Annotated in this window: 19 protein-coding genes; 14 read left to right on the top strand and 5 right to left on the bottom strand. The window is 31.2% G+C overall.

Annotated elements, in window-relative coordinates; genetic code table 11:
• Positions 1-187: 187 nt before the first annotated feature.
• The 4 genes from QZV12_RS10580 (at position 188) to QZV12_RS10565 (ending at position 2,865) form a co-directional block, all read left to right on the top strand.
• Positions 188-832 (top strand): queuosine precursor transporter, encoded by a 645-nt coding sequence (locus QZV12_RS10580; protein WP_295621448.1) that lies wholly within the window; start codon positions 188-190, stop codon positions 830-832.
• Positions 833-1,117: 285 nt separating this feature from the next.
• Entirely contained in the window at positions 1,118-1,564 is a 447-nt protein-coding gene (locus QZV12_RS10575) for a cyclophilin-like fold protein (RefSeq protein ID WP_295621445.1), read from the top strand.
• A 57-nt stretch (positions 1,565-1,621) separates the two neighbouring features.
• Entirely contained in the window at positions 1,622-2,305 is a 684-nt protein-coding gene (gene pnuC / locus QZV12_RS10570) for a nicotinamide riboside transporter PnuC (protein ID WP_295621442.1), read from the top strand.
• Positions 2,306-2,430: 125 nt separating this feature from the next.
• Entirely contained in the window at positions 2,431-2,865 is a 435-nt protein-coding gene (locus tag QZV12_RS10565; protein ID WP_295621439.1) for a hypothetical protein, read from the top strand.
• 448 nt (positions 2,866-3,313) lie between these two features.
• Here QZV12_RS10565 and QZV12_RS10560 read toward each other — a convergent pair whose 3' ends face one another.
• Positions 3,314-3,979 carry an alpha/beta hydrolase fold domain-containing protein gene (locus QZV12_RS10560; protein WP_295621435.1) on the bottom strand — a complete coding sequence of 222 codons (666 nt, stop codon included), beginning with the start codon at positions 3,977-3,979 and terminating at the stop codon, positions 3,314-3,316.
• 346 nt (positions 3,980-4,325) lie between these two features.
• Between QZV12_RS10560 and QZV12_RS10555 the strand changes: the two genes are divergently transcribed.
• Entirely contained in the window at positions 4,326-6,848 is a 2,523-nt protein-coding gene (locus QZV12_RS10555; RefSeq protein ID WP_295621432.1) for a hypothetical protein, read from the top strand.
• Entirely contained in the window at positions 6,823-8,880 is a 2,058-nt protein-coding gene (locus QZV12_RS10550; protein ID WP_295621429.1) for a hypothetical protein, read from the top strand. Before QZV12_RS10555 ends, QZV12_RS10550 begins: the two co-directional genes overlap by 26 nt.
• A 441-nt stretch (positions 8,881-9,321) precedes the next feature.
• Here the strand turns inward: QZV12_RS10550 and QZV12_RS10545 are convergent, their stop codons facing one another.
• Complete coding sequence (locus tag QZV12_RS10545; protein WP_295621426.1) at positions 9,322-9,879, bottom strand: DUF2115 family protein; 558 nt, start codon at positions 9,877-9,879, stop codon at positions 9,322-9,324.
• A gap of 364 nt (positions 9,880-10,243) precedes the next feature.
• On the opposite strand from QZV12_RS10545, the gene QZV12_RS10540 reads away from it, so the two are divergent.
• A complete protein-coding gene (locus QZV12_RS10540; protein WP_295621422.1) occupies positions 10,244-12,616 on the top strand; it encodes a hypothetical protein in 2,373 nt (790 codons plus the stop codon).
• A 228-nt stretch (positions 12,617-12,844) separates the two neighbouring features.
• Here QZV12_RS10540 and QZV12_RS10535 read toward each other — a convergent pair whose 3' ends face one another.
• The 3 genes from QZV12_RS10535 to QZV12_RS10525 form a co-directional block, all read right to left on the bottom strand.
• Positions 12,845-15,496, bottom strand: a complete 2,652-nt coding sequence (locus QZV12_RS10535; RefSeq protein ID WP_295621419.1) for a cation-translocating P-type ATPase — start codon at positions 15,494-15,496, stop codon at positions 12,845-12,847.
• A 54-nt stretch (positions 15,497-15,550) separates the two neighbouring features.
• Positions 15,551-15,931: a helix-turn-helix transcriptional regulator gene (locus QZV12_RS10530; RefSeq protein WP_295621417.1), complete on the bottom strand. Its 381-nt coding sequence runs from the start codon at positions 15,929-15,931 to the stop codon at positions 15,551-15,553.
• 101 nt (positions 15,932-16,032) lie between these two features.
• Positions 16,033-17,007: a tetratricopeptide repeat protein gene (locus QZV12_RS10525; RefSeq protein WP_295621414.1), complete on the bottom strand. Its 975-nt coding sequence runs from the start codon at positions 17,005-17,007 to the stop codon at positions 16,033-16,035.
• Between the two features lie 672 nt (positions 17,008-17,679).
• On the opposite strand from QZV12_RS10525, the gene QZV12_RS10520 reads away from it, so the two are divergent.
• The 7 genes from QZV12_RS10520 to QZV12_RS10490 all read left to right on the top strand — a co-directional run bounded on the left by QZV12_RS10520 (position 17,680) and on the right by QZV12_RS10490 (position 21,976).
• Complete coding sequence (locus tag QZV12_RS10520; RefSeq protein ID WP_295621411.1) at positions 17,680-18,402, top strand: hypothetical protein; 723 nt, start codon at positions 17,680-17,682, stop codon at positions 18,400-18,402.
• 150 nt (positions 18,403-18,552) lie between these two features.
• The gene (locus QZV12_RS10515) at positions 18,553-18,915 is read left to right on the top strand and encodes an RtcB family protein (RefSeq protein ID WP_295621409.1); all 363 of its coding nucleotides are present in this window, start codon (positions 18,553-18,555) and stop codon (positions 18,913-18,915) included.
• Entirely contained in the window at positions 18,830-19,666 is an 837-nt protein-coding gene (locus QZV12_RS10510) for an RtcB family protein (RefSeq protein WP_295621406.1), read from the top strand. The genes QZV12_RS10515 and QZV12_RS10510 overlap by 86 nt, the downstream gene beginning before the upstream one ends.
• The gene (locus tag QZV12_RS10505) at positions 19,632-19,781 is read left to right on the top strand and encodes a hypothetical protein (protein ID WP_295621403.1); all 150 of its coding nucleotides are present in this window, start codon (positions 19,632-19,634) and stop codon (positions 19,779-19,781) included. Before QZV12_RS10510 ends, QZV12_RS10505 begins: the two co-directional genes overlap by 35 nt.
• 63 nt (positions 19,782-19,844) lie before the next feature.
• Positions 19,845-20,555, top strand: a complete 711-nt coding sequence (locus QZV12_RS10500) for an SIS domain-containing protein (RefSeq protein ID WP_295621400.1) — start codon at positions 19,845-19,847, stop codon at positions 20,553-20,555.
• Positions 20,556-20,695: 140 nt separating this feature from the next.
• Positions 20,696-21,505, top strand: a complete 810-nt coding sequence (locus QZV12_RS10495; protein ID WP_295621397.1) for an FHA domain-containing protein — start codon at positions 20,696-20,698, stop codon at positions 21,503-21,505.
• A 171-nt stretch (positions 21,506-21,676) separates the two neighbouring features.
• A complete protein-coding gene (locus tag QZV12_RS10490; RefSeq protein WP_295621394.1) occupies positions 21,677-21,976 on the top strand; it encodes a hypothetical protein in 300 nt (99 codons plus the stop codon).
• Positions 21,977-22,350 lie beyond the last annotated feature (374 nt).

The following is a 22,350-nucleotide window of genomic DNA, read 5'->3' as shown; positions in this document are numbered from 1 at the left end:
ACAATTTTAAAAGAATATTCAATGAAAATGAACAAAAGATCCAATTCATAAGAAAAAAAAAAGAATTTTTTGGATTTTGGAAAAAATTAAAAAAAAAAAAATTGGGATCATGAATTAGATTTTTTTTCAAAATTTGTGACACCCTCTCATATATTATTAACAAATTATATACTAATTGGGGATTTTAATGTTAACTAATTTTACAAAAACTAAAATGTATGCATTATTAGTAGGAATGTTTTGTGCTTTAATCATCATGTCAAATATTTTAGGCACTAAAACATTGCAAATAGAATTTATAGTATTGCCTTGTTCTATCCTGACTTTTCCAGCATTGTTTATCATCAACGATATTTTGTCTGAAATATATGGGTACAATATGACAAGAAATGTTATTTATCTAGGTTTTCTTTTAAATATCTTAGCTGTTATTCTCTATTCAATAGCAATGGCTTTACCTTCAAACAGCCCAAATGCAGATGCCTTTGCAACAATTTTAGGAACCACTCCAAGACTATTCTTTGCTGGACTTTGTTCATATATGTTCAGTAATATCGTAAATGCTCAAATAATGGTTAAACTGAAAGAAAAATACTATGATTTATTATTTGTACGATGCATAACCAGTACATTAGTTGGTGAAGCGATTGATTCCATGATTTTCATTACAGTTGCATTCTATGGAGTTTTCCCAAATGATGTGATTTTAAGCATGATCTGTTGTCAAGTGGTCTTTAAAGTCTTATATGAATTAATCAGCTATCCTGTAACAAGAAAAGTCATTCACCATATCAAATCATTAGATGATGGAGAATTAAAAGGACAAATCTAGAACATAATCGTCAGATAAATGAATTAATGTCAAAAAGTCCATGAAAATTTGAATCTAAGCATTTTAAATATTAATTAAGCTAATAATTTGTAAAATTTATAAAATATTTAAAAAAATATTTAATTTTAGAATTTTTCAAAAATTAGAGTTTGTAAAAAAATTTAGGATTAAAATCATAATACTAATTTTTATTATAAAGAAATCTAATAAAATTAAATTAGCCTATAAAATTTACAGACCAAAAAAAAGCAGATAAAATTTTACAGTCTCTTATATTTAATAAAGGTGATTAAAATTGTTAAAAAAATAATTGCTTTAATAATAGTTATTTTAGGTTTAATTGCTTGTACAGCAGTTAGCGGAGATGATAACATGGATAATACAGTTACAGTGAAAATCAATGATGAAGTCTTAGATGTCGAATTGGAAAATAATTCTGCTACACAGGAATTTATAAAAGAATTAAAAAAAGGAAATGTTACAGTTAATGCAACAGAATATGGAGGATTTGAAAAGGTAGGAGAATTAGGATTTTCACTTCCTGCAAATGATGAAAACATCAATACAGAACCTGGAGATATCGTATTGTATCAATCAGACAAAATATCCTTGTTCTATGGTTCTCACTCATGGAGCTATACAAAATTAGGAAAAATTGATGATGTTGACTCCAATAAGCTAAAAAAAGTTTTAGGTTCTGGAGATGTTAAATTAGTCTTTAGTTTAGAATAAGGCTAAAATAAGGATTGATTTGAAAACTATATTAATTTAAAGCAATATACTAATTTTATGAATGAATTTTTAAAAAAAGAATTGTCCGGTTGGAAGTTATGGGAAAGTGCATGGCTTGTCATTGCCACAATCTCCATAACAGCCATAACAATAATCTTAGGTGAAGATCTATTGGGGCTTGTTGCTGCGGTAACAGGAATTATATGTGTAATTTTAGCTGGAAAAGGCAAATTGCTTACCTATTTCTTTGCAATAATACACATTATTGCATATGCCTTTATCTGCTATAATGCCAAATACTATAGCCTTTTGATGCTAAATGTTTTATATTACCTTCCAATGCAGTTTTATGGATTTTATGTTTGGAATAAAAACATGAACCCTAAAACAAATGAAGTATATAAAAAGAGCCTTTCCATAAGGGATACCATTATCCTATTGGCAGTTGTCTTTGGAATGACAATTGCATATGGCATCATCCTTCAGATATTGAATGGAAATCTGCCATTTGTAGATGCATTAGGAACAGTCATATCTGTTATTGCATTGATTATTTCTATAAGGATGTATACAGAACAATGGCTTTTGTGGATTATTGTAAATGTAATAAATGTATTCCTATGGATTCAATCCTTCTTAAACGGTTCTGGAACTGTAGCAATTTTAGCAATGTGCGTTATTTACCTGATCAATTCTGTGTTGATGTATTTCAAATGGAGAAATGAGGCTATAGCTAATTAAAAAAGTAAAAAAAAAACTTTTAATCAAGAAATAAAGTTACAGCCAATTAATAAAGTAAAAAGAAATTAATAAATATTGCAACTTAACTCACTAAACTTAAATATTTTTAAAAATAATATATTACCATGACTTTCATGAACAATAATGCAAATATAAAACAGTTTCAATTGCTTAAATTCATAAATGAAAACTGCAATGATGACCATGTAATATCAAGAATTTCAATTGTGCTTCGAAGAGATAAAATAGAAGCCCCTTATTACATGAACACCAAAATAAGGTTCTCCACTTGCATTGACAGACAGGAAAATGGACTTATCCATGCAATGGACATATTAAACCATAGCAGAATGCACAATTTAACTGAAGATAAATATAATGAAATAAAATCAATGATCATTGATTCATTTGATGACAATCAAAACTCCAGCCAAGTGGAAATCCTAAAAAAGGATCAAGAGCTTAAGGTAGTTTTAATGTCTAAAAATGATGATGAAATGAAGGATCTTTTTGAAAGCTATGGGAAACTTTTTGAAAAAATAGATAATTTAACCGATTAAGGAATTTCCATTCAGAAATATATCTAACTGAAAAAAAACCAATATTCCTCAAAAAGATAATTTCTCTCTAATTCTTTTCTAAATTCAGGAAAACGAAGAATGAATAATATCTTAAAAATTATCAAGATAAATTATAATAAAATAACAAAAGAGCTGTCTTTATGAGGAATTTCATAATTGAACAATGCATATCTACAATAAAAAATATGTTCATCATCATTAAATGGATTGTAATCCAATAATTTTAGAAATTTTCAAAGAACATATTTATTCCTTTAAATATTCCTGTATTTCTTTAACAACCTGATTTGATTCAGAAATAGGAAATACAGGATAAATGTGGAACATTTCTTCACCAACACTTATCTTTGCATCAACACCATCATTTTTTAGTTTTTCGGCATAATTATAATATCATCATAAAAGAGTTCTGCGCCTCCTACAAAAATCAGGGTATCAGGCAAACCAGTATTGTCTCCAATAAAGGGCTTACCCTATAGTCTTGAGTATCCCAATCTCCAGCCCATGTCTTACCGAATTCACGAAGCCCAACATCACCTAAAGTTGCATCCTCTTCGCTAGGGTATGGAGTGTTTGACATTGAAAAGTCAACCCATGGAGAATAGGTTATGATCATATATGGGTGAGGCAAATCAGTGTTTTTTATATATTGGCAAAATGAGTAAACAAATCCACCTCCTGCAGAGTCATCCATCAATATCAAATTATTTCTTGAACTTAATTTTTCATATAATGGAGTTAAAAGGTCATAGTTTTGATTTGCACTATTTAATGGAGCAAGAGGATAAACTGGTGCAACTACATAAGCATTAAGCTTTTTTGCAAGTTTTCTGCAGTGCAACAATTGGAAAAAGTTTATTTCAAGTATATAAGCCCCACCATGAACATACAAAATAGTATTTTCAGCGTTTTCATCCCCAAAAGTGAAAACTTCAACACCATCCATATCCTTGCTTTTGAATGGTCGTTTAGGCACTTTAGTTTCTGGCGGATTTTCTATATATTTGTCTGCTTCCTCTTTTGAATCCATATATTTCATTTTTGTTGAACTTAAAACCTTTTCTAGCATTTTAGCCATGAAGGATTTAGACATTTTTCCACTCCTTAATTATTAGTTATTTATACTCTTTTTAAAGTATTATTTAATTGTTTTGTACTTAAAATCTTAATAATTAACTGAGTTTAAAGTTCGTTTTAATACTATCAAATACTCTCATAATAATTCATGAAAATTGTTTTTTTTATAAAATAAGCCACGATACATCAAAATTTTTTAGTAAAAAAACTTAAATACTATTAAAAAATAAAAATATTTAAAATTATCTGTAATTTTAAAAAAATAATTAATTTTTAAGATTTTTCATTTTATTAAAAAAAAAATTGAACAAAATAAAAAAAATATAAAACTACAGGATTTATCCATTAAAGACGAAAGCATAATGGAAGACAAATCTATTTTAAAGATTGAAGGATTTACCCAAAATGGTTTAATCATGTCTGATTCCACCATGTCAATAGATTCTACAGATTCTACAAACCTTGATTTGAAAATGAGCATTCCTGAAGTTTCCTATACAGACTATGAAAGCACTGTCTTTACATTTAAAAATCTTGATTTAGGCATTTTGCCTAGTGCAGATCCACAAAGTCTTGAGCTTTCAGCACTTATGGATAGTTTGGAGATTATAACCAATAGGGATTATGTGAATTTAAAAGGCCTAAACTTATATTCCAAAACTTACCCTAATGATGGTGTATACATAAATATTGCTATAAGCAACTTCCTATATCCTAACTTCAATAATGCAACTTTAAGCTTTGAAGACCTTGATTTTGATTTGAAAATAGGAATAGACGGAGAAAAGCTTGCAGTATCTGTAAATATACCTACATTAAGCATCATCAACAAAGACTACAGAGTAATCTTATCTGACCTAAATCTAAATCTCTTCTTGCATGATTTAAAATTAGCTGATTTTGATTTATCCATAACAATGTCAGATTTCCATTACACAAACTTTGATGATGTTGTTCTTTATATGGATGATATAAATGTATCACTTGTACCAATCTTAAATTCAAACAGTTTTGATATAGATATTGGCATGAATGGTTTTGATGTAAGAGGAATAACTTTCAATGAATTGTTCCCAATGTTAAATATTGATACAATAAACATTAAAAATCCTACTGATGATACAGAATTGCCAATTAAAATGACTGGACACATATCTCCTTTAGATGTTACTAAAATCGATATGTTAACCCTTGGTGCACTTTTAAGTTCAGGATTTGACATGGAGACCTACACTAGAAACATGTCTAGCCTATATAACCAATCTGCAGACTTTGAGCTATTAGGAATAGATATAGTCAGCATATTTGAAAACTTTGATTATTCCAGCTTAGACTCAATTGTGCTTAATTTAGCTGATATGCTTGATTTAATAGATGTTGATTTAGCTGACTTCGGCATTGAGCTATCAGACTATGACTTATCTGCAATCAGCGTAGCAGATATTTTTAGTGCAATAAGCGATTCTGATTATAGCTTATCTACCATCAAATCCCTATTTAACTTATTGCGTTTTGACTCAGAAAATCTTGACATGTCTGGTCTAATCAGCTTTGACTTGGATAACTTTGACATCAGCAGCTTATTGGATAGTCTCAATATATCTGGCGAAGATGTGTCAGCCATTGGAAAAATGCTCGAAGACTCAGACATTGATTTAGGAAGCATCTTCAAAAACGGAGACTTCTCATGCTTATGTTCCATAAAGCTTAATTTATCTGGATTGCTTGATTCAATAGGCATTGACCCAGCTGACTTCGGCATTGACCTATCAGATTATGACCTATCTGAAATAAAATTGACCGAACTTATAGACATCGTCAGTGATTTTGATATTGACATGACCACCGTTACAGCAATGCTCAAATTATTCGACGTTGACTTAGATGGTATGGACATATCTGGCTTAATAGCAAACTTCGATGTAGAGAACTTTGACATATCCACCCTATTAGCAAGCCTTAACATATCTGGATTGGATATTTCCGGCATTATAGACGCCCTTGAAAATTCAGACCTTGACTTATGCAAAATATTCGAAAACTTCGATGTTTCACTATTGGATGGCATTACACTTAATTTCACCGGATTGATTGATTCAATAGGCATTGACTTATCTGCTTTAGGCATTGACCTATCAGACTATGACCTATCTTCAATGAAAATATCAGACATTTTGGCAATCATCAGCAATTATAATATTGACTTGAACACAATCTTAGCCGTATTGAAAATATTTGACATTGACTTAGAGGAAATCTATTTATCCGACTTAATAGCTGGATTTGATCTAGATAACTTTGACATATCCACCCTATTAGCAAGCCTTAACTTATCCATCGAAGATATTTCAGGTCTTTTAGAAATCTTAAATAACTCAGACCTTGACTTAAACGGCATGTTTGAAAACATTGACTTATCATGCTTAGCTGCAATTGAGCTTAACTTGACTGGTGTCCTTGATTCAATAGGCATTGACCTATCTGCTTTAGACATTGACCTATCAGGCTATGACTTATCTGCAATCAAAGTGACAGACCTCATGGGCATCTTAAATAACTTTGACTTTGACATGAACACCATTTCAGCATTGCTAAAATTATTAGGTCTTGACTTAGAGGAAATCGATTTATCTGGACTAATAGCTGTCTTCGATGAAGAAAACTTTGACATGTCCAGCCTATTAGCCAGCCTTAACTTATCCACTGATGACATTGCAGGCATTATGGAAATCTTCAATAATTCTGACCTTGACATAAACGGCATATTTGAAAATGCTGACTTCTCATTCTTAGATGCTATTGTCCTTGACTTAACTGGATTGATTGAGTCAATAGACATGGACTTATCCGCTTTAGGCATTGATCTATTTAACTGGATTGATTGAGTCAATAGACATGGACTTATCCGCTTTAGGCATTGATCTATCCGATTATGACATATCTGCAATCAAAGCAACAGAACTTATGGGCATCTTAAGCAATTCTGAAATTAACATGGAAGATATTGCAGCTATGCTTATGAGTGGCGATGAGCCAATCACCATTGGTGAAGGAGTAACAGATGCCACAGATAAATATTATCATGTTGACTCTAATGTTGCAGATGTCAATTTCAATGAAGACACTGGCAAATGGGAATACCAAGGCTTAGAAATAAAATACTATAACAAAGACAAGCATGATGGAAAATTATCCAAGAAAGAAGTTGAAGAATACAATGAAAACTGTAAAAATTCAGCCCTTGATTTATCCGGCATTGATTTGTCTGGCCTAATTGCTAGCTTTGACGAAGAAAACTTTGATATGACCGGTTTCATAAACAGCCTTGACTTATCTCCTGAGGATATTTCCGGCATTTTAGATAATTTCAATGAATCAGACATTGATTTCGCCAGCATATTTGAAAACGCTGACTTCTCATGCATGGATGCAATTGTCCTTGATTTATCTGGATTGATTAATTCAATAGGCATTGACTTAGCAGATTTAGGCATTGACCTATCAGACTTTGACCTATCTGCAATCAAAGTGACAGAACTTATGGGTATCCTAAGCAACTTTAATTTAGACATGAATACCATTTCAGCTGCATTAAAATTATTCGGCCTCGACTTAGAGCAAATTGACATGTCTGGTTTAATAAGCGGCTTTGATGAAGGAAACTTTGACATCTCCAGCCTATTAGCTAGCCTTAACATATCCATTGAGGATATTTCAGGCATTATGGAAATCTTCAATAACTCAGATCTTGACTTAAACAGCATATTTGAAAACGCTGACTTCTCATGCTTAGCTGCAATTGAGCTTAACTTAACTGGTGTCCTTGATTCAATAGGCATTGACTTAGCAGATTTAGGCATTGACCTATCAGACTATGACCTATCTGCAATCAAAGTGACAGAGCTCATGGCAATCGTAGGCAACTTTAATATAGACATGAATACTGTTGCTGCTGTATTGAACTTACTAGGCATTGACATATCTGAACTTGATTTATCCGGATTACTTGCAAGCTTTGACGAAGGAAGCTTTGACTTAGACAGCATATTCGGCAGCCTTGACTTATCTGGCTTAGACCTTTCTGCTGTTGCAGGCTTACTCGAAAGTGTAGCTGGAGTATTTGAAAACATTGATTACTCCTGCTTAAATGCAATTGGACTTAACTTAACTGGATTGAGTGAGTCATCAAATATTGACTTATCTGCTTTAGCTGAATTAGGCATTGACTTCTCCAAGTATGATTTAACTGCAATCACCATGGCAGATATGCTTGATATCTTAAATAAGTGTAAATTTGACATGAACATGGTTATTGCTGCATTGAAATTATTCGGCATTGACATATCTGAACTTGATTTATCCGGATTAATTGCAAGCTTTGACGAAGAAAACTTTGACATGTCCAGCTTAATCGGAAACCTTGACTTATCTGGCTTGGATATTTCCGGAATTTTGGAAATGTTCAATAATTTGGATATCGATTTCGAAGGCATATTTGAAAACTTCGATTATTCATGTTTAGGTGCAATTGAACTTGATTTATCCGAATTGATTGATGCAGAAGAAATTGACTTAACTGCTTTCGGCATTGACCTATCAGGTTATGACTTATCTGCAATCAGCTTGGCAGAGATTATGGATCTCTTAACCAATTCTGATGTCATCAAGTCTGGTATTTCAGCTGCATTAAACTTATTCAATCTTGACTGGGAAGAAATTAATTGGTCTGGAATGCTAGTCAGTTTTGATGTAGATGAACTTGATGTATCTGCTTTATTGACCAGCATTAATATACCTGGAATAGACATTTCTGAAGTTTTAGCCATGTTTAACATGAACGGAATTGATATAAGTGAATTCCTAAAACAAATATTAAGCATGTTTATGGCAAATAGTGTTCCTGAACTTACAGAATAATTATTTGATAAGTTTAGAATTCAGAAAATAAAGAAATCAAAAAAATATAAAAAATAATAGTGGAATGAATTTCACTATTATTAATTACTTTTTTTAATCAAAATTTAAATTCAGAAAAAAAAACCAATGAAATAACTATTTTTTAAAATTAAAAATTAAATCCAACAAGAAAACTCCAACAAATAACTATTTTTAAAATCAAAAATTAAATCCAACAAAAACCCATATCAACCATTCTTTTAATTTCGTTGTAAACTTTTTTTTAATCTAAATTCCATAATCCAAAGACCATTTCTTAAACAATTAGATTAAGTTAAAAATAGATAAAAATTAAAAAACGATAATAATTAAGCTAAAAAATAGATAAAAATAAAAAAACGATAATAATTAAGCTAAAAAATAGATAAAAAATTTTCAAAATCAGTTTTTTCTAAATTTATCTTATAGATTTGGAGCCTGTTCGGCTATGCATAAGTTACAAACTGCATTTTCATTATCCTTTTGATAGTCCTTCACAGGACATAGGAATTTCCCATTTCTCTTTTCTATTTTCAGATTTCCTGGAAATTCGCTTCCTACAGGATGGATGGATTCTTCAACTATGAATGTTGTATATAATGACATTATCACCTGCATAAGAGGGAATTTGTCCTCTTCAGCATTGAAATCCTTTGCACCTTCTTTTTCAAAGCATCTCTGAAGCTGTGGAAATGAATCCCTAAGAGATTTGATGTTGATTTCACCATCATCCGAGATGTTTTTCATCAGAAATTCCTTTATTCGCAATATGAAGTTTTCAATATATATTTTCAAATATTTGTCACTATAGCTTTCAGTGATGAATTCCCCGTCTTTTCTCAATCGTGCGATAGTCATCATCTGGTCATAGACAGAAATTGTTTCGGCATATCTCTTAAGCAAATCCAATAGCTCACTTTTGATGAGCGAATCATTTTTGCATAATTCCTTTAAATCTGTTATTATATGTTCACCATCCATATTTCTATTTTGAACTTCATTTCATATGAAATTTATTATACTGAAAACTGTACATTTTTTTGGATAAAATTTTTTACAAGCAAGCAAGCACTTGCTTTCGAAAACATTTATTAAACCTCTTTTATATAGAATTCAATAAAGCAAGCACTTACTTACTTATTTGATTAATTAAATCTAATTCCATATTGCATACTCCAATAGATTAGTAGTAGCAAGATATGGTAATGTAGGTGATTGCAAATTATTGGGTTAAGGTAGCATTGCCAGTATAGCATTGCAGGAGCATTTAATGATTCTTACTAAAAATAGAAATATGAGGTTTAACTTGAACATTGCAGTTATATTTATTTTTTTGCTGAGTTTTATGATATGCTTGTCTAGTGTTTGTGCTAGTGAGGATATTGCAGATTTTAATGAAACTTCAGGAAATCTTCTTGTATCTCATGGTAGCGATGAGATTATATTTAGCGATTATTCGGATAATTCTTTTTCTGTTGACGAAACAAGTTATTCAGGTGCTATTGATAAGGATAACGCCGGCACTTTTTGCGACTTGAATAATGATATTCAAGGTCTCCATTCTGGAGATACCTATGAAGTAAGCAAAGACTATTTTTTTAATAAAAATGACACTGTTTTATATAACTATGTAATTGAGATTAATTGTAGCAATGTGACTATTAACGGTAATGGCCATATTATTGATGCTGGCGGTGCATCAGAAGGATTTTCCATATTTAAAGTAAACGGAGATAATGTTAAAATATTTGACTTGACATTTATTAATTCCCAGCCTAAAGGAGATGCAACATTTCAGGATATTGATTCCCATAATGATGAAAAAATAATATTTGACAAAAAGGCTGATTATTATCAGTTTGTTGACAGTCCTGTTTCCTGGTATGGCAATAATGGTCTGCTTTGCAACTGTAAGTTTTATGAAAATAAAGCTGTAAATGGCGGTGCATTAAGCTGGATTGGAAACAACGGAACAATTCAAAATTGCCAATTCATAAACAACACTGCAGATTGTGTTGGTGGGGCAATATACCTGACAGGTGTTAACAATATAATCAACAAAGCATTATTTATAAATTCCACCTCCAAATTATCTGGAGAATCAATCTTTTTAGACAAACATAACAACACAAAAATTATCAACTCAACAACAAACGGTTACAGACTCTGGACAAATAATGCATTATACAATATTGATATTAATAATTTAATGAAAACACATTATTCCTTAGTATGGGACAAGCAAATAAATCTCATTCCAATAATATATCAGACAATAATCAATGGAATCATCACAATCCCTGAAGATAAGCTATGTTGCTTTTGCCAATACTTAGATAACGGGGACTTTACACTAACAATAATCAGAAACTTTGAAGAATATGATATTCAATATCAAAAGGAGTATCTTTTCACCAATACTACTATAAACAATATTTTTACATCAGCATTAAAGGACGATTTCAAAAATGATATATTAATTACCAAAACCATGAATGTGACATTTTGTATTAACGATTTAACATTCAGTTTTATCAATAGAAATCAACAGACCCTCAAAATGGAGAACATGTATGAATATGTCTCTAAAAGTACTGTAGATGATCTTATTTTTAATTCTTCAGTTATGGACTTAATTGCCCCAGACTTATCTGAACTTTTAAAAAAATCCATTATCTTCGACATACCGAAACCAGATTTTTTTCAAGGAGGTTCGTTCCAGTTACCTCATAACATTACACCAATAATTTCAAAAGACACACTCAAGTTCATAGACCTCAAATATGCATTAAATGTAATTTTTCCAGAAAATAAAGTTTTCAAAACAAACAAAAAATGGAATACTGATAATGGATTTGACATAGGCAACATAATTGGTAACGGGGCAAAAATACAAGGCACATCCATGGACAGAACTGAATACAAATTCATAAAACCGGCAAAAGATCAAATCTACATGATATCTAATTTAACGATAGAGGGATTCAACACAGCGGTTGAAAATAAGGAAGGATACTGTATTTTTAATAATGTGTGCTTCAAAAATAACAGCATGGAATATTATATTGACAGAGACTATGGTGCAGCAATATTTAACCTTGGAGTCTGTATTTGCAATAATTGTCATTTTGAATCCAATAGGGCTAAAAACGGAGGTGCAATCTTCAATCAGGGGTATCTGGTCCTTGATAATTGTTCCTTTGAAAATAATGATGCCTATGGAAAAGGAGATAATGTTTGTAGTGCTAATGGAGGAATAGTATTACTTGATGGTGAACAAGTTAACAATACTAATTATTATGTTACTTGTGTAAAATCCATTTCCACTGGACTTAAAGCACTTATAAGTGTTTTTGGCATGATTTTAAGTTTTTCAGCCGGTTTTTTAACAACAATTGCTGTAGCTAATCCTGTAATTGGAGCGGTAGTTGGCGGTGTAGTTGGTGTAATGTGTGGGGTTGGTACTTCAGCAATGATCATTGAAGCTTCATGTGATGCAAGATTGAACAGATTAACTATTGTTTTGTCTCTGACCTATTCTTGTGTAGCTGCAGGTGTGCTTGGTGGAATTGTGGGAGGATATTTCTGCAAATCTCCTACACCTTTTATTCCAGATCGTTTTGCTGTAGATGTAGGTAATCCTGAAATTATCAATTTTATAAATGATGAGACAATTATTCAAGGTGCTATAAGGCCTGAGATTCCTTTTGAATTCTAATCTGTTTAGTTCTTAGAGATATTGCGGAATGTGGATTAGATTCATCTTCTGTTATTATGCCAATGTGAATCTGGTTAAAAAGAACAAAAATACTTTATCAATCTTAGTAATCATAGGATAAATAATTTAAAAAAAAGAAAATATAAAAAAAATAGCTTAAGAATTTAAAAAAAAGAAAATATAAAGAAATATAAAATAGCTTAAGTTTTGAACTTAAGCAAAATTTTTCTAGAATAATGGATCTTTTACTCTAGCAATTCTGAAGGAATTTAGTATAACTACTAAAGTTAAGCCCAAGTCACCTATACCAACAGACATCATTAAAGTAATTAAACCTAATATTGCAAGGATTACAAAGAAAGCCTTTACGAAAATGGATAGTGAAATATTTTGTTTAATTATATTCATTGTCTTTTGGCTTAGACTAAATAGGTAGGGCAACTTGCTAATGTCATCCTGCATTAGAGCCACAGCAGCGGTTTCAATTGCAACATCTGAACCTGCTGCACCCATTGCAATTCCAATGTTTGCACGTGCCAATGCAGGTGCATCGTTGATGCCGTCACCAACCATAGCCACATCACCAAACTTGTTTCTGATGGCATCAAGAATATTCAACTTATCTTCAGGAAGCAAATTGGAGTAAACATAGTCAAGTCCAATTTCATTTGCAACCTTATTTGCAGCCATCTTATTGTCACCGGTAAGCATGATTGTTTTGACACCTTGATTTCTCAAGTCCTTGATTACATCTGCAGCATTGTCTCTGATTTTGTCAACTATAGTCAATCCTGCAATGACTCCCTTTTCATCACCAATAAAGACAAGTGTCTTTCCTTCTGCAGAGTATTGATTGATTTCATCAATTGAAACATTGAATTCACTGCCTTCAATCAAGGATTCATTTGCAGCATAGTATGCTTTTCCATCTACAGTACCTACAATTCCCTTACCAGGAATGTTTTTAAAATATTCAATCTCATCAAAGCTTATTTCATTAATGCTTGCATAATCAACAATTGCCTGAGCAATTGGATGAGATGAACTGTGTTCCAATGAAGCAGCTATTTTTATTATCTCTTCTTCGGTGTAAGCATCATTTAAAACATTTATATCACTTAATTCAAGCTTTCCTTCTGTTAAAGTTCCTGTCTTATCGAAGATGACAGCCTTAACATTACGCATTTCTTCCACATAGGTACTTCCCTTGATGAGAACTCCCTTTTTGGTAGCTGAAGTGATGGCTGAGACCATTCCTATTGGAGTGGAGATTAAAAATGCACAAGGACAGGAAATAACCATAATTGAAAGTGCCTTATAAATCCAATCCACCAAGTCCTGACCAAAGAAGAGTGGAGGTATAAATGCTACACAGGCAGAAATTACTATCATTAAAGGAGTGTAATATTTGGAAATGCGCTCCACCATTGTTTCTGTAGTGGATCTGTTTAATTGAGACCTTTTTACAAGGGTTACAATCTTGGAAATAACTGAATCCTTAGCTTCTTTGGTAACCACCATTTCCAGGTATCCATCTTCATTTACAGTACCTGAAAAGACTTCATCACCGACTGTTTTTGTTACAGGAAGACTTTCACCGGTAATGGAAGCTTGATTAATGGAAGAGGTACCATAAACAATGTTTCCATCTAAAGGAACCTTATCACCAGGTCTTATAATCACAATTTCCCCAAACTTTACTTGGTCCACATTACGGACTTCCTCTCCATCGTCAACCTTGACTCTTGCAGTTTCTGGAGCCAGTTCAACCAAGGACTTGATGGAACGTTTTGCCCTAAGCTCTGCATAATCCTCTAAGAATTCAGCAATATAGTACAATAAGGCAACTGCTGCACCCTCTTCACCATGACCGATGATGAATGAAGTTATACATGCAATAACCACAAGAAGTGCAGATCCAATGGTATGACGCTTTACAAGTGAATTATATGCCATAATGGCTATTTCATAACCTGCTATAATAGCTGCAAGCATGTAGATTATTGTTACAATGGTCATGTCAAAGGACAAGTATTCAAGTATATGTCCAACTATAAATAGGATTCCGCTTGAGACCATGATTTGAATAGGCCTGTTTGATAAGAGAGGCTTTCCTTCTGCAATAAGGTCTCCATCCCCATGGCCATGGTCATGTCCGTGGTCATGGTCATGGTCATCATCTGCACAATCAGGGCATGCGCAAAGTGAGAAATCCTCATCATCATGGTCGTGATGGTGATGGTCATGATCGTGGTCATGTCCATGATGGTCGTGCTCATGGTCATGACAATCGCAATCAGGGTCTTCACAAGAATCTCCAACCACTTTAGGTTCATGTTCATAATGATGGTCATGCTCATGCTCATGGTTATGCTCTTCATGATGGTCATGCTCATGAGAATCATCATCACAACCACAACCACAAGACTCCTCATGATGCTCATCTTCATGCTCATGTTCATGACTATGCTCATGGTCATGCTCCTCATGATGCTCATCTTCATTATCGTGAGAATCATCCTCATCACAACCACAACCACAAGACTCCTCATGATGCTCATCTTCATGCTCATGATGATGGTCATGCTCATGGTCATGTCCATGGTCATGATGATGGTCATGATCATCGTCATCTGCACAATCTGGGCAACCGCAAATGCTTATATCAACATCCTCATCATAATCTATCTCTTCCCTATGATTAAAAACACTTAAATCAACGCTTTTTTGATAATCCCTTAATAACTGCTTATTATAATGCTTTTCATTAGTGCACTTTTCATCATTGCAGTCAGGGTCAAAGCAAATGTAATTGTAATGTGCAGGATTGAAGCATTCCTCATCATTACAATCAGGATCATAACATCTATTTTCTACCATATTGACACCTTAAATAAATTTTAATAGTTTAATTGAAAAATATCCAGAATTTCATTATTCATTCAAGTGTTCCAAACCCATTTTATAAATCATTTCTACATGAAGATCGGTTAATGAGTATCTTGCTGATTTTCCTTCCTTTTCATATTTGACAATATTATGTGCCCTCAATATTCTCAATTGATTGGATACTGCATTTTGATTCAAATCCAATGATTCGCAGATATCGCAAACACATAAGTCCTCATAGCTTAGTAATGAAATTATCTTAAGCCTTGTAGGATTTGCAAATATCTTAAAGAATTCAGACAAGTCAGTGTATTCCTCTTCAGCTAAAATATGCTTTTTAGCCCTTTCAATTGAATCTTCATGGGGATGAAATACTTCACATACATCATCATGACCATTTTTGTTTTGTGAATTTTGATTTTTCATTTAGAACACCTTTTTATAATAATACTGTATAAATCAACATATTTAAATGTTTTCATATCATGATGTTATGATATGTTTTTAAAAAAAGAATGGATAAATATTTAATATTGCTTTAATTTGTTTAAAACATCTTTACGAAATTCTTGTACTTTTTTATAATTATCAGAATCGTCTAATACCTTTTCAAAGCATTTTAAAGATTCATTTAGATATCCCGATCTTCTTAAAACAAGTCCTTTATTAAACAATGCAGGAACAAAATTAATATCCCTACTTAAACACTTATCAAATGATTCAATGAATTTATTGTATTGTCTTAAACTAAAATAAGTGATGCCTTGAAAATTGAGGGCGTCCAAATCATTTGGATTGATTTCAAATATTCTATTTATCAAGGATAATGACTTATGAGGATTATTCTCAACAGTTATGCTCCGATATGTTAAATTTTTTAATTTGGTGAGTCTTTTTACATTTGGTGATGTATTTTTATCTTTTAAATCAGTTTTATTATATAAAAACTCTTTTAGAATTCCTTCTTCAACTTTGCCAATCAAGTCATTTACAGTATTTCTGCAACTGGGGTCTTCATCAATTGCATTTTCCAAATAGTCTAGTGAATCCCATAGCTTGCCTTGATTTTTAAGTTTTAGAGCTTTCTTTATAAAAGAATTGGCTTCATGACTATAATCATATATGCTTTCCAAATCTTCAGATTCAAGATTTAGCATTTCATAAATTTCATTTTTCAATATGCTTACAATTGAAGATAATCCGGGATTAAATTCTAAAGCCTTGTCAAAACATTTCAAGGCATTTTTATAGTCCCCATTGCTTTTGGAAATGATGCCTATATTCAAATATGCCGAAGAGTTTTCTTCAAGGGCCAATGAAGACTCAAAGACCTTTAAGGCATCCGTATTATTATGCAGTTTCATCAATGCAGACCCTTTGCCATTAAGGGCATTGATATTATTTTGTTCCTCTTTTAGGATTTCATCAAAAAGTTTCAATGCATGGTGAGTATCATTTAGAATATATTCCAAAGCCTCTTCAATTCGGGATTCCGTTTCCATTAGATCACTTCCAAAAATTGCAAAATCAATCTATAATTTATAAGTTATAGAATATTAATGGAATAAAGGAAAAACTTTATGGAATCAGATGATTTTTAATCATCCTACAATTTTTAAACATTAAAAAAAAATTATATAATATTTGTTTAATATTTTATTAATAGAGTTTAAAAGTTCATTTTTGGATTTTTAAATTCCATTTTAATGCTTGTATTTTTTCAATATCTAATGAATGTGTTGTAAGTTTATTCTTGCAATATAGATATTGAAGATGATTAGAATCTTAATCCATTTTATGGATTAGATCCTATTCATTATAGACTAATTTTGATAATTCTTATTAATTATACTATTTTAACTATTTTTTAATACTTGTTTTTAGTTTATTTCTTTTAAACACACTACATTATTGAATAAATGAAAAACTTTATAAAAATTATATATCTCATTTAAATAGAATATTATTCAATCATTAAATTTTTATTTGAATATAATTTTTCATGGGATATAGAATTTATTTATTTAAAAAATTAATCATTAAATATAACCATATATAAAAATACTATTTAAGAAATACATAGAAAAAGAATAATTTTTAGTTTAAAAACGTGATAATGAATTAATTGAGAAATGGATAGAAATCTTACCTTAAAATTATAAGGGAGGGTGAATATGAATTTCAAGGAATTTGAAGAATTGATAAAAAGTGGCCAAAAAGAGATTACTTTAAATGAAGATGTCCTATTAGCTGAAGGAGAAGAGGAAATATATTTGGATGTAATTGAAATAAACACAGAAGGATTCATCATTGATGGAAAGAACCATACAATCGATGGAAAGGGTATGGCTTCCATATTATATATAGAGGCTCCAAATGTCACTTTAAAAAACATCATATTTAAAAATGGCTATTCTGAATATGTTGGCGGTGCCTTAAGCAATTATTCCAATGATTTGATGATAGATCACTGCCAGTTTATAGATAATGCAACAGTTAATTGCAGCGATTTATATGGAGGAGCCATCTATAATGCCCCTAATTCAAGCATATTCATAGAAAGGTCCATCTTTAAGTTTAATGGATCTGATTATGGAGGAGCAATTTACATAGATTCAGACTCAAATATTGAACTAAAAGGTTCCCTCTTTGAGGAAAACTGCAGTGAATTTGATGGAGGAGCCATCTATAATAAAGGAAAATTGATTGTCAATGACTCAATTTTTAACAGAAATGCAGCAGTTGATGGTGGAACAATATATAATGAAAAGGACTTGATTGTAAGGAATTCCATCTTTAATAATAATATTGATAGAGATGGATACGACATTATAACAGAAAATAAGGATATTATCCTAAGCGACTCAAATTGTAATTTAAATAATAATGAAAAATAATTATTTTTCTTCAATAAATTCTTATCATTTATATTTAGATAAAAATTAAAATATTTAAATAGCTAATTTTTCTTCAATGAAGGAAATGCTTTATCCGATTTATATTTGGAATAGATTAAAATATTATATAAGCATGTGTGAAGTGATAAGATGTTTGAATTAAGTGGAAAATACAATACTGCAAAGATATTTGCAGATAATATCGATAATGACAGCATTTCCCAAATAATCCAATTTCTCAATCAGCCTATAGCCAAGAACCAAACAATCAGATTGATGCCTGATGTCCATGCTGGATCTAATTGTGTTATTGGCACCACTATGACAATAACCGATAAGGCAGTTCCAAACCTTGTAGGTTCAGACATAGGATGTGGAATGGAAACTGTTTATCTTGATGCAGATGAAATAGACTTCAACCGCATAGATGAAATTATACGAAAATACGTTCCATATGGCTATGACATTAGGGAAAAACCTCACCAATTCATTAAAAAAAACAAAATTGACTGAAATGAACTGTTATTTTAAATTGGAAGCAGGGTCACAAGGAGATTTTGCTCTTGGAACACTTGGTGGAGGAAATCACTTCATTGAAATTGGAAAGGACAAGGATGAAAACTTTGTCATGGTAGTTCATACAGGAAGTCGCAGAATAGGTGCTGATGTTTGTGAATATTATCAGAATCAGGCATTGAAGATGTTTAAGAGAATGCATAGTACAGCAAGCAATAAAGACCTTATCTATTGTGAAGGCAAATTGTTTGAGGACTATATTCATAACATGAAAATAATGCAGGAATTCGCTTCCTGGAATAGAAAAGCAATTATAGAAACCATTCTTACCCATTATGGAATGGATTATACAGATAGCTTTACAACCATTCACAACTACATTGACACTGCCCATAATCAGAGGATATTGAGAAAAGGTGCTGTTTCAGCATATAATGGTGAAAAGCTATTGATTCCAATTAACATGAGGGAAGGATCATTGATTTGCAGAGGAAAAGGAAATAAGGATTGGAATTGCTCTGCTCCTCATGGTGCTGGCAGGCTTATGAGCCGTAGGGAAGCTAAAGAAAAGATTTCTTTAGAGGAATATGAAACAACAATGAAAGGAATCTTTACAACTTCAGTTAACCAATCAACCATTGATGAGTCTCCACTGGCTTATAAACCTATTGAATCAATTGTAAACAATATCCAAGATACTGTTGAAATCATTGATGTCATTAAGCCAGTATACAACTTCAAGGCTTAAACGCTGTGGAAATGATAGTTATTATCAAGTCAGCATACAACTTCTACATAAAACACTGTTGAAATCATTGATGTCATTAAGCCAGTATACAACTTCAAGGCTTGAAAATCAGTAAAATCATCACATTATTAAGCCTACTACAATAGGCTTAATATCTATTTTTTAAAGGGGGTAGAAAATGAAGGAATTAGAATTGAATCTTATGGATTTAAGCTTAAATGAGCTATTGAGAACCGTAAACAAAACTGAAGATATTCTTCAAAGCCAATATGAGGAAATAAGAGAATTCAGAGACATTATCCTAAGTGGCAACAATAGGCATTTTGACAATGGAAATGAATCTACAATCTTTTTGGCAGGTTCAGGCAGATCTGGTTTTGTAGCAAAGTTCTTTGCCATGAGATTGATGCATTTAGGATTTCATGTATATGTATTCGGAGAAACATTGGTTCCTCCAGTTCGAGATGGAGACATAATATTATTCATCTCAAAATCCGGTGGTGAAAATGCAGTAACAGATTCCATAGAATCCAGTAAGCTTGAAAACATTAGAAAATCCAAGCTCTCACCTTCAAAAAACAATATGATTTTTGAAAATGTAAAGATCTTATCCATCTGCGGAAGCTTTGATTGTTATTTAGCAACTCATTCAGATGCTAAAATAGTCATTGAAGCAAAAAGGGACAGAATAAATGATATGAATGAATGTGAAAGACTTGATTCATTGAATTTCAACCATAATGAGCTTGTAATCATGGGCACAGGATTTGAAGACTCATCATTATTGATTCTTGATGCTTTGGTTGTAGAGCTAATGAACAATCTTGGGCTTTGTGAAAAGGACTTGGAAAATAATCATGAGAACATAAACAGGCCTAAGGAGGCATGAAATAAGCAAATAAATTTTTTAAAAAAAAATTTACATTTATACAAAATATTTTAAATAATAATTGCAAAATAGTATAATTAAGAAATGAGATTATCATTTAATTAACTTTATCTAATTATTTTTTAAAAGGAGCGATTTTCATGAGTGGAGATGAAAATAATTATACAGAAATCATAGATTTTGAAGATTCAAATTTAATTTCAGTGAAATTAGCAGCCATAAACAATAAGGTCCGATTTTCCATACTTGAGATATTAAGGGATTTTCAAAAGCTTAATATGAATCAAGACAATACATTTAAAAAAGAGCCTTATTACTCTCGTGAAATCAATGATATCCTTTTTAAAAAATATGATATTGACATTTCCATTCAAATGTTTGGCCAACACATTAAACAGCTTTTAGCTGCTGATTTGATTGAAGAGATTCCTCTTAAAAAGGAAGTTCCAAATAAGAGTGGAGCTAGAAATGTTAATGGATACATTTTAAAGGCTGATGCATTTGAAGAATTGTTTTTAGAAGTTAATTTCTTGTCAGATGAACTATTCAGTTTCTTTGATTTATATAAGGTCAATCAAAAGTTCTATGAAGAAAATTACTGCATATTAACTATTTTCAATGGAGCTGATAAAGGGAAAACCTTTAAGGTCCATAAGGATGAAACCGTTTTGATAGGAAGAAAGGCAGATTTCTCCGCAGGTGATCTTGCTTCATTTACCATTCTCTTAGATAACAGCTATACAGCAGTAAGCAATGTAGGAAAGCCACATTTGAAGCTATTCCATAAGGATGGAAACTGGTGTGTAGTGGATGGAGGCAGTACTAATGGAACATTCATCGGCAACAATGAGATTATGCCTGGAAAAGTGACTCCATTAAGAAAGAATTCATTTTTAAAATTATCTAGAGGAGAAGGTGGAGCAGTAATCTATTATTCAATAACAAAGTAGAGCAATCTATTATTCAATTACAAAGTAAAGTAATATATTATTCAATAACAAAGTAGAGCAATCTATTATCCAATAACAAAGTAGATTTTTAATAGTTTAGAAGAAAAATAGCTTTTATATGAATCTTTTAAAATGATAAGTTAATAATTTATAATAAAGGGGGCGATAAATATGTCTAATCAATTATTGGAAGAAATGAGTGAAATATGTCATGATGAATGGGTAAGTTGGAGCAAAAACATTTCTAAGGAATTGAATGAAGCAATAGAAGTAATGAAAAAGGATATTCAATTCTTTGAAGATAATGGTGCTGAAAATAAGGAAGCTGCTGAATTGGTCCAAAAGCTGGAATCCAGACTCGAAAGATGGGGAAAATTATGGGTTCCTTATGAAGAGCTTAGCGAGGAAATGAAGGATTCCGACAGAAAATATGCTCAAAAAATGTTAGATTTGGCTAAAAGTCAACTTTAAACATATAATTTTTATAAAATTTTTTAACTTTTCTCTTTTTCATTTTTATTATTATAAATTTAAATAGTCCTATTTTTTATTATTATAAATTCAAATAGTCCTATTTTTTATTATTATAAATTCAAATAGTTCTATTTTTTATTATTTTAAATTTCACCCTAAAAAATAGTTTAATAATTCTATATTTTTAAGATAATACATATGCTTAAAAATCATTCATTATAAATTCTAAACTTTTTTAATTCAAAAGAATAGAATAAATATATTTATATAGATATCTAAATAAAGTCTAATTATCTAATAAATTTTTAAAAAATAATTATTCGTTAATTCTTTTTTAAATTGATTCTAATGTGATAACATGCTAACAAAAG

Origin of the sequence: uncultured Methanobrevibacter sp., assembly GCF_902769175.1 — an archaeon.
In the GTDB taxonomy this organism is placed as follows: Archaea; Methanobacteriota; Methanobacteria; order Methanobacteriales; family Methanobacteriaceae; genus Methanobrevibacter.
This window is presented reverse-complemented; position numbering and strand designations above follow the sequence as displayed.